The 13,387-nt window shown below is 65.9% G+C and carries 16 protein-coding genes; 8 read left to right on the top strand and 8 right to left on the bottom strand.

Features of this window, described 5'->3' with window-relative positions; translation table 11 throughout:
• Positions 1 to 65: 65 nt before the first annotated feature.
• From flaJ to BLT27_RS14895, 6 genes are read right to left on the bottom strand one after another with little or no spacing between them, the layout of a single operon-like run.
• Entirely contained in the window at positions 66 to 1,784 is a 1,719-nt protein-coding gene (flaJ, locus tag BLT27_RS14920; RefSeq protein ID WP_089735303.1) for an archaellar assembly protein FlaJ, read from the bottom strand.
• Position 1,785: 1 nt separating this feature from the next.
• Positions 1,786 to 3,450, bottom strand: coding sequence for a type II/IV secretion system ATPase subunit (locus tag BLT27_RS14915; protein WP_089735301.1), 1,665 nt, complete (start codon positions 3,448 to 3,450; stop codon positions 1,786 to 1,788).
• Between the two features lies 1 nt (position 3,451).
• Positions 3,452 to 4,180 carry an archaellum protein ArlH gene (locus BLT27_RS14910; protein ID WP_089735299.1) on the bottom strand — a complete coding sequence of 243 codons (729 nt, stop codon included), beginning with the start codon at positions 4,178 to 4,180 and terminating at the stop codon, positions 3,452 to 3,454.
• The gene (locus BLT27_RS14905) at positions 4,177 to 4,629 is read right to left on the bottom strand and encodes an archaellum stator protein ArlG (protein ID WP_089735297.1); all 453 of its coding nucleotides are present in this window, start codon (positions 4,627 to 4,629) and stop codon (positions 4,177 to 4,179) included. Before BLT27_RS14905 ends, BLT27_RS14910 begins: the two co-directional genes overlap by 4 nt.
• 1 nt (position 4,630) lies before the next feature.
• On the bottom strand, positions 4,631 to 5,062 hold the full coding sequence (locus tag BLT27_RS14900; protein ID WP_089735295.1) for an archaellum stator protein ArlF: 432 nt from the start codon (positions 5,060 to 5,062) through the stop codon (positions 4,631 to 4,633).
• A 2-nt stretch (positions 5,063 to 5,064) separates the two neighbouring features.
• Positions 5,065 to 6,174 carry a FlaD/FlaE family flagellar protein gene (locus BLT27_RS14895; protein WP_089735293.1) on the bottom strand — a complete coding sequence of 370 codons (1,110 nt, stop codon included), beginning with the start codon at positions 6,172 to 6,174 and terminating at the stop codon, positions 5,065 to 5,067.
• Positions 6,175 to 6,609: 435 nt separating this feature from the next.
• Between BLT27_RS14895 and BLT27_RS14890 the strand changes: the two genes are divergently transcribed.
• The 8 genes from BLT27_RS14890 to BLT27_RS19890 all read left to right on the top strand — a co-directional run bounded on the left by BLT27_RS14890 (position 6,610) and on the right by BLT27_RS19890 (position 11,402).
• Positions 6,610 to 7,185 carry an archaellin/type IV pilin N-terminal domain-containing protein gene (locus tag BLT27_RS14890; RefSeq protein ID WP_089735291.1) on the top strand — a complete coding sequence of 192 codons (576 nt, stop codon included), beginning with the start codon at positions 6,610 to 6,612 and terminating at the stop codon, positions 7,183 to 7,185.
• A 39-nt stretch (positions 7,186 to 7,224) separates the two neighbouring features.
• On the top strand, positions 7,225 to 7,668 hold the full coding sequence (locus BLT27_RS14885; RefSeq protein ID WP_089735289.1) for a DUF7500 family protein: 444 nt from the start codon (positions 7,225 to 7,227) through the stop codon (positions 7,666 to 7,668).
• Positions 7,669 to 7,886: 218 nt separating this feature from the next.
• Positions 7,887 to 8,465: an archaellin/type IV pilin N-terminal domain-containing protein gene (locus BLT27_RS14880; RefSeq protein ID WP_089735287.1), complete on the top strand. Its 579-nt coding sequence runs from the start codon at positions 7,887 to 7,889 to the stop codon at positions 8,463 to 8,465.
• Positions 8,466 to 8,468: 3 nt separating this feature from the next.
• Entirely contained in the window at positions 8,469 to 9,086 is a 618-nt protein-coding gene (locus BLT27_RS14875) for an archaellin/type IV pilin N-terminal domain-containing protein (RefSeq protein WP_089735286.1), read from the top strand.
• A gap of 390 nt (positions 9,087 to 9,476) precedes the next feature.
• Positions 9,477 to 9,902: a DUF5807 family protein gene (locus tag BLT27_RS14870; RefSeq protein WP_089735283.1), complete on the top strand. Its 426-nt coding sequence runs from the start codon at positions 9,477 to 9,479 to the stop codon at positions 9,900 to 9,902.
• Complete coding sequence (locus BLT27_RS14865) at positions 9,903 to 10,823, top strand: carbohydrate kinase family protein (RefSeq protein WP_089735281.1); 921 nt, start codon at positions 9,903 to 9,905, stop codon at positions 10,821 to 10,823. It begins immediately after the preceding gene.
• A gap of 155 nt (positions 10,824 to 10,978) precedes the next feature.
• Entirely contained in the window at positions 10,979 to 11,152 is a 174-nt protein-coding gene (locus BLT27_RS19895; RefSeq protein WP_175526481.1) for a hypothetical protein, read from the top strand.
• Between the two features lie 76 nt (positions 11,153 to 11,228).
• Positions 11,229 to 11,402: a hypothetical protein gene (locus BLT27_RS19890; protein WP_175526480.1), complete on the top strand. Its 174-nt coding sequence runs from the start codon at positions 11,229 to 11,231 to the stop codon at positions 11,400 to 11,402.
• 113 nt (positions 11,403 to 11,515) lie between these two features.
• Here BLT27_RS19890 and BLT27_RS14860 read toward each other — a convergent pair whose 3' ends face one another.
• Together BLT27_RS14860 and BLT27_RS14855 are read right to left on the bottom strand one after the other, a co-directional pair.
• The gene (locus tag BLT27_RS14860) at positions 11,516 to 12,196 is read right to left on the bottom strand and encodes a hypothetical protein (protein ID WP_089735279.1); all 681 of its coding nucleotides are present in this window, start codon (positions 12,194 to 12,196) and stop codon (positions 11,516 to 11,518) included.
• A 57-nt stretch (positions 12,197 to 12,253) separates the two neighbouring features.
• Positions 12,254 to 13,348, bottom strand: a complete 1,095-nt coding sequence (locus tag BLT27_RS14855; RefSeq protein WP_089735277.1) for a DHH family phosphoesterase — start codon at positions 13,346 to 13,348, stop codon at positions 12,254 to 12,256.
• Between the last annotated feature and the right edge of the window lie 39 nt (positions 13,349 to 13,387).

Here is a 13,387-nt window from a genome sequence, read left to right as displayed (position 1 = left end):
TACGACGAGGGAGATTTTCCGAGTCCGAAACTGTGCCTCGTCTCGGTGCGGACGGTCCCCGGGTCTCAGACCGAGATGAGCGCGTCGACGGCGACCTTCGTGATGACGGCGGTCAGCGCGCCCGTCCACGTCAGCGCGACGAAGTGGACGTAGCCCGAGAGGATGTGGCCGCGGTCGGCCACCCGGACCATGATCGAGGACAGCATCGCGTTGAAGACGATGGTGAGGATGAGCAGGTACTCGATGGTCTGGACGTCGTACTGCTCGGTCGACAGCAGGAAGCTCATCTGGCTCGCCTGCAGGTCCATGTCGCTGACGATGGTCATCAGCATCTCGACGACCTCCAGCCCGACGAAGAAGGAGAACACCGACGCGGCGGTCAGCCCGTACAGCACGCCGATGAGCGTCGTCGTGGCCTGCTGGCGCTGCTCGCGCAGCTTGAGGACCTCGCTCTGGTTGCGCGAGATGACCTGGCCCAGCATCTTCGGGTCGCCACCCATCCGGCGGCCCTCGACGTACATGTCCCCGAACTTCTGGATGAGGTAGGAGCCGGCCTCGGCCGCGAAGAGCGACCACGAGCGCGAGGAGTCGACCCGCATCGCCAGCCGCTTGTACAGGTTGTCGATGTTGTGCGTGAGCGCGCCGAAGTCCTTGCGCCGCAGCGACTCCAGCACGTTGCCCGTCGAGGTCTGCTTGACCGACTCGACCGCACCGAGCGCGCGGATGAAGCTCGGGAACTCGCTGTCGCGCTCCTTCACCTTCTTCTCCTCGTGGCGCACCAGCCACCCCGGGATGAGCAGGGGGGTCACCGGGATGGCCGCCATCACCGGCAGCGGCAGCACGTCGCTCTTCACGGGCAGGTAGCCGAGCAGGATACCGCCGACGATGACGAACGCGACGAGCGAGAGCACACCGCCCGCGACGAGTGCGGGCCTGGCGCGCTCGAGGGGGTACTCGCCCGCGGTCTGCTGGATGTACCAGACCGGGTCGTACGGCGAGACGGCGTGGATGGCGTAGACGAAGCCCGCCTGCACCACGACGAACATGAAGACGACGCCCCCGACCGCCACCGTCGGGTTGATGCCGACGAGCACGGGCAGGACGATGGCGAACACCAGCACGAACGCCGTCGAGAGCATCATCGACAGGTAGAGCTCCTTCATCACGTCGAGTTTGTTCAGGTCAGCCTCGTAGCGGATGACGTACTGCTGGATGATGGAGTCCTGCTCGTCGATGAGGAACTCGCTGATCTGCTGGCCGCCACCGACGGTGTAGGCGAGGCGCTCCAGGAAGTCCGACAGGAGCGGCGAGTTCACCTGCCGCGCCCGCATCCGGGCGGCGTCGTCGAGGCTCTGGTTCCACGTGTCCACGAGCGCGACCAGGAAGCCCATCTCCTCGGCGAGCGCCTGGTACTCCTCCTCCTCAGCGAGGGTGCGGAAGATCTCGATGCGGTTGATGTTCGTCATCGAGAGGACCGTGATGTGGGTCAGGAAGAGGTGAAAGCGCTGGCGGATCTGCTTGCGCTGTCTGTCCTGGACCGCCTTCGGGTAGACCAGCGCGGCGAACACCGCGAACACCCCGAGCAGCACGATCGGGGCGCCGATGACCAGCGGGAGGCCGACCACGACGACGGCGACGAGGCTACCGACCATGAACAGCACCGACGGGAGCACGATGAGCAGGACGTACCGCCGGGCGGACATCTCCATGCGGCGGTACGCCTCCCGGACCGAGGAGAGCATCGTGCGGGCGTTGATATCGCCCGAGGGGTTCGCGGTGGACATCTCAGATGGTCTGGCCGAGGCCGCCGGTGTCGATGGAGATCCCCTCCATGCCGTCGCGCTGGTAGTCGGCGATGAAGTCGTTGACCTCGTGGTAGCCGAGGATGTCGGCGTCGATGGCACGCCGGATGAGCTCGGCGCGCTTGTCCAGCTCGTCGTAGATGAGCCGGGTGTCCGTGTAGCCGAGCAGCGTCGCGATCTGCTCCTCGAGGACGTAGGAGTTGTTCCGTCCGGTGAACTCGACCTCGTCCTCGCGGGGGTCCCAGTTGAACGCCTGCCGCGTGATGACGCCGTCCTCGTAGTCTGAGTAGCCCTCGATCTCCTGGACCGAGGTGACCCGGCGGAGCACGTCGTCGCCCTGCTTGACGCGGTTCTGGAACAGCGCCACGTCGCAGTTGTCCATGAACGTCTCGGGGACGTTGATGGGTGCGCCGGTGAACCGCTGGATCATCGAGACGATGTCGCTCGCGTGGAAGGTGAGCATCACCGGGTGGCCGGTCTGGGCGGCCTGGAACGCCATCTGCCCCTCCGCACCGCGCACCTCGCCGACGATGATGTAGTCGGGGCGCGAGCGCAGCGCGGCCGCGACCAGGTCGAACATGTCGACGTCGGAGTCGCCGTCACCCGACCCCTCGCGGGTGAGCAGCTGCTGCCACGTCTCCTGTGGCGGCTTGACCTCGGCGGTGTCCTCGGCGGTGTATATCTTCGAGTCGTTCGGGATGAACGACAGCGAGGCGTTGAGCGTCGTCGTCTTCCCCGACGCCGTCTCGCCGACGACGAACACCGTCTGCTCGTTCTCCAGACAGAGCCAGAGGTACGCGCCCAGCTCCGGCGAGAGCGTCCCCCACTTCGTGATCTGGAAGATGGAGAGCGGGATGTCCTCGCCCTGGCGGATGGTGAGCGACGGCCCCTGCACGGAGACGTCGTCGGAGTAGATGATGTTGATACGCGAGCCGTCGGGCAGCGTCGAGTCGATGATGGGGTGGGAGTCGCTGATGGGCGTGTCCATCCGCTCGCCCATGTTGCGGATCCAGTTCTGGAACGACTCCAGCCCGCCGAAGTCGACGTTCGTCTCCACCATCCCGTACGTGCCGTGGTCGGTGTAGCACTGGTGCGGGCCGATGACGTGGATGTCCTCGTTCTCCGGGTCCTGCATCACCGGGTCGAGCGGGCCGAGGCCGACGATGTCGCGCTGCAGGTGGTAGCGCAGCGACTCGTAGGTGCCCGAGTCGACCGTGATGGAGCCGCCGAACAGGCCGCCGATGGAGGAGCTGATGGCCCCGCCGACGCTGACGACCTCGCTCAGCAGCGTGTCGATGTGGTTCTCGAACTCGTCGTCGTCCGAGGGGGCGGGCCGCGTGACCGAGCGGTCGAGGATGCGCTGGCGCACCTGCGCGTACACCTCGCGCTGCTCCTCGTCGAGCTGTGGCTCGATGCAGTAGTACGTCGTGTCGATGCCCATGTCGCCGAAGACGTGGACGAACACCTCGTCGGTCACCTGGTAGCAGACGTTCGGCCGGTCGGACTCGTAGTCGCCCGGGTCCGGTACGAGCGACGGGTACTCGCCGAACTCCGCGTTGAACTCCGCGAGGTGGTCCGCGAGGTGCGAGTGCTCCTCGCTCGCCTCCCGGAGTTCGGTCGTCATCCGGGTGGTGCCGTACTCCGCCATCTCAGGCCACCGTCCGGTTCACGATGGTGATGCCACGCCCCTGCTGGACGTTGAAGCCGATGCCGTCGTCGACGGGCTGTTTCATGTTGGTGAACCGCCGGACACGGGCCGTCCGTCGGATGTCCTGGCCGACCGTCTCCGTCTCGATCTGGAGGAACACGTCCGCGACGCTCCGGATGGGCATGAGCCCCCGCTCGGTGACTGCCTCGGGGTCCGCGGTCAGGATGACCGTCTTCCCCTTGCGGGTCATGCTCTCGAAGAACGTCAGCACGGACTCCATGGCGTGGTCCTCGTCGCCGACGCCGGTGATTGCGTCGTACCGCGGGTCGTTCCGGAGGAACGCGCTGAACGCGTCGACGACCACGACGTCGCCCTGCCAGAGCAGGCTCGGCTCGGTGAGCCGCGCGAGCAGCTCGCGCTGGGAGCCGTTCCGGTGGGTGTCGACGTCCGCGCTGAGGAACAGAAGCTGGCCGCCGAGCAGGTGCTCGACCACGTCGTACGACAGCGAGTGCATCTGCGTGATGAACTCGCCGGCGTTCAGCTCGGACGAGATGTACGAGACGTAGGCGTCCTCGCTTGCGATACCGTAGGCCATGCGCTGGCTCATGACCGACTTGCCCGCGCCGTCGACGCCCTCGATGAGGACGACGCTGCCTTCGGGGATACCGCCGCCGAAGGCGTGGTTGACGCGGTCCGAGTCCGTCAGGCCGAGCGAGTAGTAGTCGTTCATACGTAGAACTCGAACACCTCCCTGTCGCCGTTGACGATGAGGACGACGCGGTGCTCACCGGGGTCGAGGTCGGCGGTCAGTTCGAGGCGGACCACGTTGCCCGACCGCCACTCCGAGCCGCTGACGACGGTCAGCGTCCGGTCGGCCGCGCCGACGTACTGTCCGTCGACCAGCACGTCGGGCTTCGAGGCGTCCGCCGGCAGCCGGCCGTTCCCGGTGTTCTTCACGAGCAGCGTCACCGTGGTCGTGCTGTCGTCGTACACCGCCTCGCTTCCCGGGTCCGAGATGATGTCGACCTCCGTGTCGATGGTCTGGGCGGCGTCGGCGCTCCTGGCGTCTATCGAGCCGCTCACGTCGCCGACGCTCGTGACGAGCGTGCCCGCGACGCTCGCCGCGACGAGCATCGCGGCGATGAACAGGATCATGCTCGACACCGACGTACTCGCCATCTCACAGCACCTCCGTCTCGGCGATGCCGTTCTCGGTCACGAGCTTGACCCGTCCCGGCTCGCTGGTGACGCCGGCCAGCTCGAACTGGAGCTGCTCGCCCGGCACCCAGATAGTTCTCCCCGAATCGCCCTCGACGCGGGTCGTCGCGCCGCTCACGTATGTCCCGTCCAACAGCAGGTCGGTCCCGTCGACCGACAGCGTCGTCGACCCCGTGTTGGTGACGTTCACGACGAGCGTGTCGGTCGAGGCGTTGTAGCTGACGTCGGTCACGTTCACGGCGGTGTTCGCCTCTGCGAGCGCGCGGTCGTCGCGGGCCTCGGTCGCCTCGGTCACCCGTTCGTTCGCTGTCTCCACCACCGGGTAGACGGTGCTCAGGCAGACGAGCGCGCCGACGAACAGGATGGCGACCGAGCCACTCGTGCTGAATCCCATGGTTACAGTCCCGTGTCGTCCATCGTCTCCTGGATGGCGTCCAGTTTCATGATGTACTCGTAGCTCTCCGCGTGGTCCTCCGCGTTCAGTTCGTTCGGGTCCCGGCTCGGGTCGACGGTCATGTCGAGGTCCGGCCCGGAGAGGGCGTCCTCGAGGGACGCCTTCACCTCGGGCGAGATCCACCCGATCTCCTCGTAGTACGCGATGGCCCGCAGCGTCGCCGCCGGGCCCGCACTCGTCACGAGGTCGGTCAGCCACTCGAACACGAGAATGTCAGTCGCGTACGTGTCAGCGAGGGCCGGGAGGGTGGCGTCCGACCGTGACTCGACTGCCCCGGTCCGCGAGCCATTCGACGCCCGCTCGTGCGAGCGCGACTCCTCGGCTGCTTCGCTCATCTGTGCTGCCTCGTCGGAGAGTGGTTCGACCTCCAGTTGGGTGTCGTCTGCATTGGTGTCCTCCTGTATCGCCTGCTGGCCGTCGTCGCCGGCCTCGACCGTCTCGAAGTCGTCCTCGCCCGCCTCGACCTCCGACTTCAGGTCGTCGAAGGAGACCGCGTTCTCGTCGCCCGGCTCGGTCGCTTCGACGACGACCTCGTTGTCCGCGAGGTCCTCGTCCGCGGGCTCCTCGTCTTCTGCGTCGGCTTCCGTCTCGGTCTCGTTCTCGACCGCGTCGGCCGGCGGCATCTCGCCGGTCGCGCCGTCGAGGTCGGGCTCGCCGCCCAGGCCGAACCCGTCGACGTCGTCGTTCATCTGGGTCTGGCTTCCGCCCTCGACGAACGGGTTCGCGCCGGCGGTCAGCTGGTCGTAGATGCCGAGCAACTGTCGCACCGTCCCGTTGACGTCCTCGACGCGCTCGGCTACCTCCTCCTGGGAGCTCTGGATCGACTCTATCTGGGAGTTGCTGCGCTCCAGGTCCTCCTGCATCGAGTCGATGCGGTGTTCGAGATTCTCGACCTGTTCCTCCTGGTCGAGGTCATCGAGCGGGACGTCGTAGCCCGGTTCGGGCGACATCTCCTCGTCGTCGTCGCCCTCGTCGGTCTCCGCCCCGGTGGGGTCCCCTCCCTGGGGTCCCTCCGAGCTGAGGAAATCAGCGAGTACGTCTCGAAGCCCCATTGCTGTCCCTCTCGATGTAGACCCGTGCACGCTCGGCGCGGTCGCTCCCGGTCTCGGGGACGGGTGCGCCGACGGTCGCTGTACTCCCAGCAGTCACTGCTACCTCGTAGAACGGATGTCGGTATATTGGTACGGACGCCTTCGCACGCCGACTCGGCCCGCGTATCGAGGACTGAGTCGACGGTCGAAACAGACGCTGAGCGCATACCGGAGTTGATGGTCGTGTCCGTCGTCGTCATCGACGGGGAAACCCCCCACGCTGTGATGCGAGGAATCGGCTCACCCCACGACGGGGAACGACGTTGGCGGCGGTCGGCAGCAGACGCCTCTCTCTGGATCGCGTCTCGCCGACTCCCGGTTGGCCCTGCTGGGCCACGCGTAGCTGGTCGTGTCCACGAGGGCGCGAGTGAGCTGCTCGCACGGGGTGAATTACCGATGAACGTAACGGAACCACAAGATGGTGACCGCGGGCAGGTCGGCATCGGGACCTTGATCATCTTTATCGCGATGGTCCTGGTCGCGGCTGTCGCAGCTGGCGTGCTCATCAACACGGCAGGCATGCTGGAAGCGAAGGCGTCGGACACGAGTACCGACGCACAGTCACAGGTCTCGAATCACATCGTCGCTGTCAGCGCGACCGGCGAGGTGAACGCCGACGGCACCGGCGTCAACAGGGTAAATCTCACCTTGATGCAGGCAGCCGGTGCCGGCGACATAGACCTGAGTAAGGCGTCGTTCGAGTGGGTGTCGGACTCGGCAGCAGTCACGCTGTCGCACGACGACTCCGCAGTCTCGCTCATCAACATGAGCGGTGACTCGAACACGACGCTGAACGACCGATCCGACCGCATCCGCGTCTCCATCAACGTCACGAGTCCACAAGTCGAAGGAACGCACCTCGCTGAGGGCGAAGAGGCGATGCTCCAGATCGTCGACCAGTCGGGCGCGAAGACGCTCTACGGCGTCAACGTCCCGCAGTCGATATCCGACGAGGAGTACGTCGTCGTCTGATGCGGGGAAACCGTGCCTCACGGGGGCACACATCAACCAATGAACGAACGCACGAAGCACACGGACGAACGCGCCGACGGCATCCTCTCGCCAGAGGAGCTGACCCCGAGCGAGGACCACTGCGAGGACCTCGGCGACGGTCGGTTCGTCGTCTCGGCGAGCGATGGTCCGTCTGCGGAACAACACGGCGGCACCCGTCTTCCGGACGTCGACCCGGCGCTGGCCGGGCTGGCGGCCGACGGGTCCGGGGACCCATCGGGGGCTCCCGCGTCCGCCGACGCGCTGGCGAACGCGAACGAACGATACGGCGTCGACATCGCGGTGAAGACCGACGACGGCGTCGCACAGACGGAGATCCGCTCGGACGACGTGCGCGAGGTGTTCACGTCGCTGCTGACGTGGTACGCCGACGAGCTCGACGACGAGATGGAGGCCGAGGAGACGCTCCGGATACTGCTGGACGCGTCGCCGCTGGAAGTATAGTCGAACAGCTGGTAGTTCTGCGATGCTGTTCTCCGGTCCGTAGCGATACTGTCGTGACACTGACTACTCTTACTTCGACAGACAGCAGTACGACTCCGATTCATTTCCTGCACCGTATCGAGTCGTGAGTCGAGCATCGAAACGGCTCTCGAAACCATACAGGCCTTGATAGTAGTAGGTGCCGTTGCCCTATTCGGGGCGCATCCCCACGTAAACCAATGATAGTGGACGTAACAGACAACGACGAACGCGGTCAGGTGGGCATCGGCACCCTGATAATCTTCATTGCCATGGTGCTCGTCGCCGCAGTGGCGGCCGGCGTGCTCATCAACACGGCCGGGCTGCTCGAGTCCACGGCCTCCGACACGGGCCAGGACTCGCAGGCACAGGTTTCCAATCAGATCGACGTGGTCACGGCTGTCGGTGAGAACACCGACGGCGACGACGCAGTCGAGATACTGAACTTCACGGTCAAGAAGTCCGCAGGCTCCGACAACATCGACTTGGAGGACGCGACCATCGACTACCAGTCGGACACCGCACAGCAGACGCTCTCGTACGGTGCAGTTGCGAACAGTACGCACTTCAACGAGACCTCGCTGAAGGGCGACGATGACGCGGTCCTCGACGATACGAGCGAGCGTGTCAGCATCCGTATCAACGTGACCGACGTTGACAGTGCCCTCGTTGAGGGCTCGGAAGCGACGGTTCGCTTCGTGGATCAGTCCGGCGCGACGACCATCTACGGGGTCAACGTGCCCGACAGCATCTCCGGTGAGACGTTCGTGGAGGTCTAATCCATGTTCGCAGACATCACCGAGAACGACGGCGACCGCGGTCAGGTCGGTATCGGCACGCTGATCATCTTCATCGCGATGGTGCTCGTCGCGGCGGTCGCCGCGGGCGTGCTCATCAACACGGCTGGGCTGCTCGAGTCCACGGCCTCCGACACGGGCCAGGACTCGCAGGCACAGGTCTCCAATCAGATCGAAGTAGTCTCCGCCAGCGGTAACGTCAGTGGCAGCCAGACTGTCCAGTACCTCAACTTCACCGTGAAGAAGTCCGCCGGTTCGGACGACCTCGACTTGGAGGACGCGACCGTGGAGGTCACGACGGACGAGATATCGGAGACGTTGACCTTCGATACGGCCGCTGCTGGATACGGGAATGGGAACTTCACGGTTGCCAACACTGACGAAACCAGCGCGTATCTCGCCAACACGTCTGACGTCGTGCTCAGCGAGACGTCCGAACGAAAGGTCATCGGTATCTACATGGGTAGCTCCGCACTCGGCGACGAACTCGAGGAGGGCGAGGAAGCGACGGTCCGCTTCGTCGACCAGTCCGGTGCGACAACCATCTACGGAGTCAACGTGCCGGACACGATCTCCAGCGACCAGGACTACGTGGCGGTCTAACCGGCGACGCTGAGCCTTCCCACCTCAGCTTCGTCGGCTCCGAGTACCGTCTGCGGGCGCATCCCCTCCGGTCTCACACTGGACCGGGGATGCGCCGGTGACATCGACCGGAGACGAGGACCGCTCGACGCGTCCCTCACGGGATGCGCTCGTAGACTCGCCCGGAACGGCACAGCACGCTAACCATCCCAACGAACGGATATGAGGCGTCGTCCCGACGCATCGATCCAGGCAACGCGATTCCGACGCTGGCGGCACGTCGCCGCCGGGGTCACCCCACGTGGTGTATCCCACACCCGAGGCAACCGCGATTCCGATTGCGAGCACGCCCCGACCTTCCCACTCGGGGCGACTCGCGTGCTTTTTATCGGTCGAGACGGTATCCCGACCATGAGCGACTCACGCCGCGAGACCTTTCTGGCGGGCGAGCTGCCCGAGGACATCGCACTCTACCTGGCCGACAGCTTCGTCGACGACCTCGGCCGGCTGGAGAAGTACGGCGAGCGCGTCGCCGACGGCATCGTCGTCGTCGTCGACGGCGACAGCGGCCGGGACGCGTTCACGGCCGCGACCGGCGCCGACGCGATGAACTTCGCGAAGGAGGCGATGGGCACCGAGGGCACCATCGCGCCGAACCTCACCGCCGGCGACTGTCCCGACTGTGACGACGGCACCGTCGAGTACGTCTTCGCCTTCGCCGAGGAGCAGAACGAGGAGGTCGGCGGCCTCTACGAGGAGGGCGACGTCATCCACGCCTACGCCCGCTGTGACTGCGGCGCGGCGTACAGCCACAAGTGGGTCGCCGGCTCCCGGTAGATGCCCACCGTCGTCGCCGTCGGCAGCGCCGTCCCCGACCGCATCTACCCGGTGACGAACCTGCCGGAACCCGACGGCGGCGCGTTCGCCCGCGACGAACGACTCGCAGCAGGTGGTGTCGCCGCGAACGTCGCCACCGCCTGCGCCCGGCTCGGGCGTGACGCCGGCGTCGTCAGCCGCGTCGGCCGGGACGACGACGGCGACCGGATTCTCGATTCGCTTGCTGCCGAGGGCATCGACGCCAGCCACGTCTCCCGCGGCGACGAACGCTCTAGCTACGCGATGATCCTCCGGGACGACGACGGTCGCCGGATGATAATCGCCGGCGGCGAGAGCATCCCGAAGCTGCGGCTGGACGACGACGCCCTGGACTACTGCCGCGACGCGGACGTGGTGTTCACCAGCGCGTACGCCCCCGACCAGGTCGTCTCGCGGCTCGTCGCGGCGGCCCGCGCGGACGACGGCTTCCCGCCCATCGTCTTCGACCTCGCCGGGCCGCTCGAAGAGCTGGCGGACCGCGGGACCGAGCCCGAGACCATCGACGGCCTCCTTCCGGTAGTGGACTGTTTCGTGTCGAGCGAGGTGCCCCTGCGCTCCTATCTCGGCTGCGACGGGCGCGACGCGGCCGCGGAACTGCGCGAGCGCGGGGTCACGCGGGCCGCGCTGACGCGTGGCGAGGACGGCGCGCTGTTGCTGGATGGGAGCAACATCGTGGAGGTGCCTGCGTTCGAGGTCGACGCGGTCGATACGACCGGTGCCGGCGACGCGTTCTCGGCCGGGCTGGTGGATGCGTGGATTCTCGACGGGAAACCTACCGGTGAGGCAGGGCGGTTCGCGGCGGCGGTGGCGGCAGAGAACTGTCTTGGTGAAGGTGCGCGCGGTGGGTTGCCGTCCAGGGACGTGGTCGTGGAGCGACTGTAGCCGGTTCTGTATTCCGTCGTCGACGTTCGGCTCCGGCGTCTCCGAGATGGATGTCCGAACTGTCGAACTGAGTGCCAGCCACAGATATCTGCCAACCTAGAATTTAGTATCGGGGGAACGGAAAATTTTATCTGAATATCGGTCCAATCGGGTGTGTGGACTCTGATAGAGTCGGATACACGATCGGACAAATAATCATGTTCTTTACGATGGGAACTCAATACTACCACTACCGATACACTGACCCAGATCCGCTGAACGCGGCCATCGTCGTCACGTGCGGAATCGCGGGGGCCGTCTTCACTGCGAGGTCGCTCGAACTTTTCTGAACGCCGGTTCGGTGATAGTCTTCTGGTTCCAGCTCCAACCACAACTTAATTATAAGAAAATAGAACAAAGGCGGGTATGGACTCCGCGTTCGGTGATACCCTCCTCAAGTTCGCAATGGTACTCGGACTCGTCGCGGTCACGGCGGCGAACCTGTCTCTCGTCGGAATCGCCGAGGGAGCGATGATGGCCAGCTTCCTCCTCGGACTGCTCGGTGTCGCCTTGGAGCTCAACGACTCGGTGTCGGTGTGAACGAGTGCTACGTGTTCCGGTCCAGCCAGTCACAGAACTCGTCGAAGTCGTTCGCCACCCGTACTCTCGCGATCTCTCGGACTGTCCCCCGTCCGTAGTTCGTCGGCGACGGCCTACACCGTCACCGGATACGTCAGCGAGAACTCCCAGGCGAACTCGACGAGGCCATCGTCCGGTATCTGAAACTCGCTCTCGAAGGTGTACTCGCCCGCAGGGATACAGCCACGGGGACTGTTGACGAGCACCGAGTACGTGTTGGTGAACGTCTCCTCTCGGCCCAGAATGATCTTGAAGCCGCTGTTCGGCGGGCTGTACGGGATGTCGATTCGGTTCCAGCACTCCCCTCGTCGGGAGCCTGGGACCACGGTGAACTCGTGGTCCCCGTTCTCGTCGATGATGGCCGCATCGTGACGCTCGTGTGGTGCCAGGAGTAGCCCTTCCGGTTCGGGTCCGTCGCCGACGAACTCCGAGGACAGCGGCGCGGAGCCGACGAAGTTCAGGTCCCGGGGTCGCCCCTCGTTCGTGACGCCGATCTCTATCTCCGCCGGGTGCTCCGAAGTCGCCTCGCGCAGCGTCTCGACGTGGAAGGAGATGTTCGCGTCGGCGATGGAGTCCGGCGGTTCGACGGTCGCCGTCGGTTCCGCGGTCGGTGTCGCCGTCGGCGTTGCCGTCGTCTCGGGGGGCGTTGTGGTCGTGTCACTCGTCATCTCGGCTTCTGTCTCCGGACCATCCAGTGCGGAACACCCCGGGAGAGCGACCAGTCCGAGACTGGTGAGGAGCCGACGGCGGTCCATGGTGGTAGTTCCCACTAACGGGATAAGTGTCTTGTTCCAGGAAAGAAGTCGTGACCCTTACCGCTCCGTCTCGACGCCCTCGCTGTCCTCGGGCTCTAAGTTCCGGAAGCCGTCGAGGATGACCTGCTTCGCGGTCGCGCCGCGGGTCGTCCAGTGGTGGGCCATGTCGAGCATGTCGTCGTAGATGTCGGGCTTGCAGCCGGCCGCCTTGGGGTGGCCGCCGCCGTTGACCTGCGCGGCGACCTCGTGGCAGCGCTCGAACGCGTCGGTGCCGCGGATTGAGGCGGAGCCGGCGGGTTTCACGACCACGCTGGCGACCGCGCCCTGCTCGCGGAACGCCTCGGCGACCTCGTTCTGGGAGCAGCGGCCGTAGGTGACGCCGACGGTCCAGCCGTTCACTTCCTTCAGCTCGCCGCGGTCGACGGCCTTCTCGATGAGCGCCTCCTTCTCGACGCGGCGTTCGGCGAGCAGTTCTTGGGTTTCGGGCGGGAGGTCCGCGCCGCCCTCGCTGATGATGTCGACGTACTCGTCGGGGTCGAGCCAGTACGCGAGGTCCGCGAGGTCGTCGGAACGCTCGTCCTCGCGCAGCCAGAGGTCGTGGTCGCGGGTGACCGCGGCGAGGTCGACCCACCGCTCGTCGAACTCGTGGTCGAGCGAGCGCACGGCCACGTCGGCGGTGCACTCCGCCTCGCCGTCGCCGATGACGAGGTCGACGCCCGCGTCGCGGACGGCCTGCTCGACCTCGGGGTCCCACTGGTGGTGGTCGAACCAGCGCACGCTGTCGGCCGTCTCCAGCAGCATGTCGAGCTCGTCCTCGACGTACTCGAACTTGTCCGGGCAGAGGTCGCAGACGAACACGTCCAGTCCGGGCTCGCCGAACTCGGCGACGAGCTCTATACCCTCTTCCAGGTCGTGCGGGCCGGCCGGGACCAGCCCGGCCTCGCCGAAGGCCTCCCGCAGCAGCGCGACGCAGGCCAGCCCGTCGGCGTCGGGGTCGGCCACGACGGCCACGGACTTGCCGTCCAGGGCCTCGCGGGCCTCTCGCTCGCGTCGCTCCTCGTCGACCTCGTCCGGCACGAAGAAGCCGGTGCCCGGCAGGATGGACTTCCGCGCCAGCGGCATGTCCTCGTCAGCGATGAGTTCCTCGTTCATACCCCGGGAGAGTGGCGGGAGCGGGAAGAAGTCGCCGGT

Origin of the sequence: Haloarchaeobius iranensis (assembly GCF_900103505.1) — an archaeon.
Taxonomy (GTDB): domain Archaea; phylum Halobacteriota; class Halobacteria; order Halobacteriales; family Natrialbaceae; genus Haloarchaeobius; species Haloarchaeobius iranensis.
This window is presented reverse-complemented; position numbering and strand designations above follow the sequence as displayed.

Bases quoted from the DNA above. Each gene is read 5' to 3' on its own strand.
- flaJ (WP_089735303.1), bottom strand. From the start codon at position 1,784: ATGTCCACCGCGAACCCCTCGGGCGATATCAACGCCCGCACGATGCTC.
- BLT27_RS14915 (WP_089735301.1), bottom strand. From the start codon at position 3,450: ATGGCGGAGTACGGCACCACCCGGATGACGACCGAACTCCGGGAGGCG.
- BLT27_RS14910 (WP_089735299.1), bottom strand. From the start codon at position 4,180: ATGAACGACTACTACTCGCTCGGCCTGACGGACTCGGACCGCGTCAAC.
- BLT27_RS14905 (WP_089735297.1), bottom strand. From the start codon at position 4,629: ATGGCGAGTACGTCGGTGTCGAGCATGATCCTGTTCATCGCCGCGATG.
- BLT27_RS14900 (WP_089735295.1), bottom strand. From the start codon at position 5,062: ATGGGATTCAGCACGAGTGGCTCGGTCGCCATCCTGTTCGTCGGCGCG.
- BLT27_RS14895 (WP_089735293.1), bottom strand. From the start codon at position 6,174: ATGGGGCTTCGAGACGTACTCGCTGATTTCCTCAGCTCGGAGGGACCC.
- BLT27_RS14890 (WP_089735291.1), top strand. From the start codon at position 6,610: ATGAACGTAACGGAACCACAAGATGGTGACCGCGGGCAGGTCGGCATC.
- BLT27_RS14885 (WP_089735289.1), top strand. From the start codon at position 7,225: ATGAACGAACGCACGAAGCACACGGACGAACGCGCCGACGGCATCCTC.
- BLT27_RS14880 (WP_089735287.1), top strand. From the start codon at position 7,887: ATGATAGTGGACGTAACAGACAACGACGAACGCGGTCAGGTGGGCATC.
- BLT27_RS14875 (WP_089735286.1), top strand. From the start codon at position 8,469: ATGTTCGCAGACATCACCGAGAACGACGGCGACCGCGGTCAGGTCGGT.
- BLT27_RS14870 (WP_089735283.1), top strand. From the start codon at position 9,477: ATGAGCGACTCACGCCGCGAGACCTTTCTGGCGGGCGAGCTGCCCGAG.
- BLT27_RS14865 (WP_089735281.1), top strand. From the start codon at position 9,903: ATGCCCACCGTCGTCGCCGTCGGCAGCGCCGTCCCCGACCGCATCTAC.
- BLT27_RS19890 (WP_175526480.1), top strand. From the start codon at position 11,229: ATGGACTCCGCGTTCGGTGATACCCTCCTCAAGTTCGCAATGGTACTC.
- BLT27_RS14860 (WP_089735279.1), bottom strand. From the start codon at position 12,196: ATGGACCGCCGTCGGCTCCTCACCAGTCTCGGACTGGTCGCTCTCCCG.
- BLT27_RS14855 (WP_089735277.1), bottom strand. From the start codon at position 13,348: ATGAACGAGGAACTCATCGCTGACGAGGACATGCCGCTGGCGCGGAAG.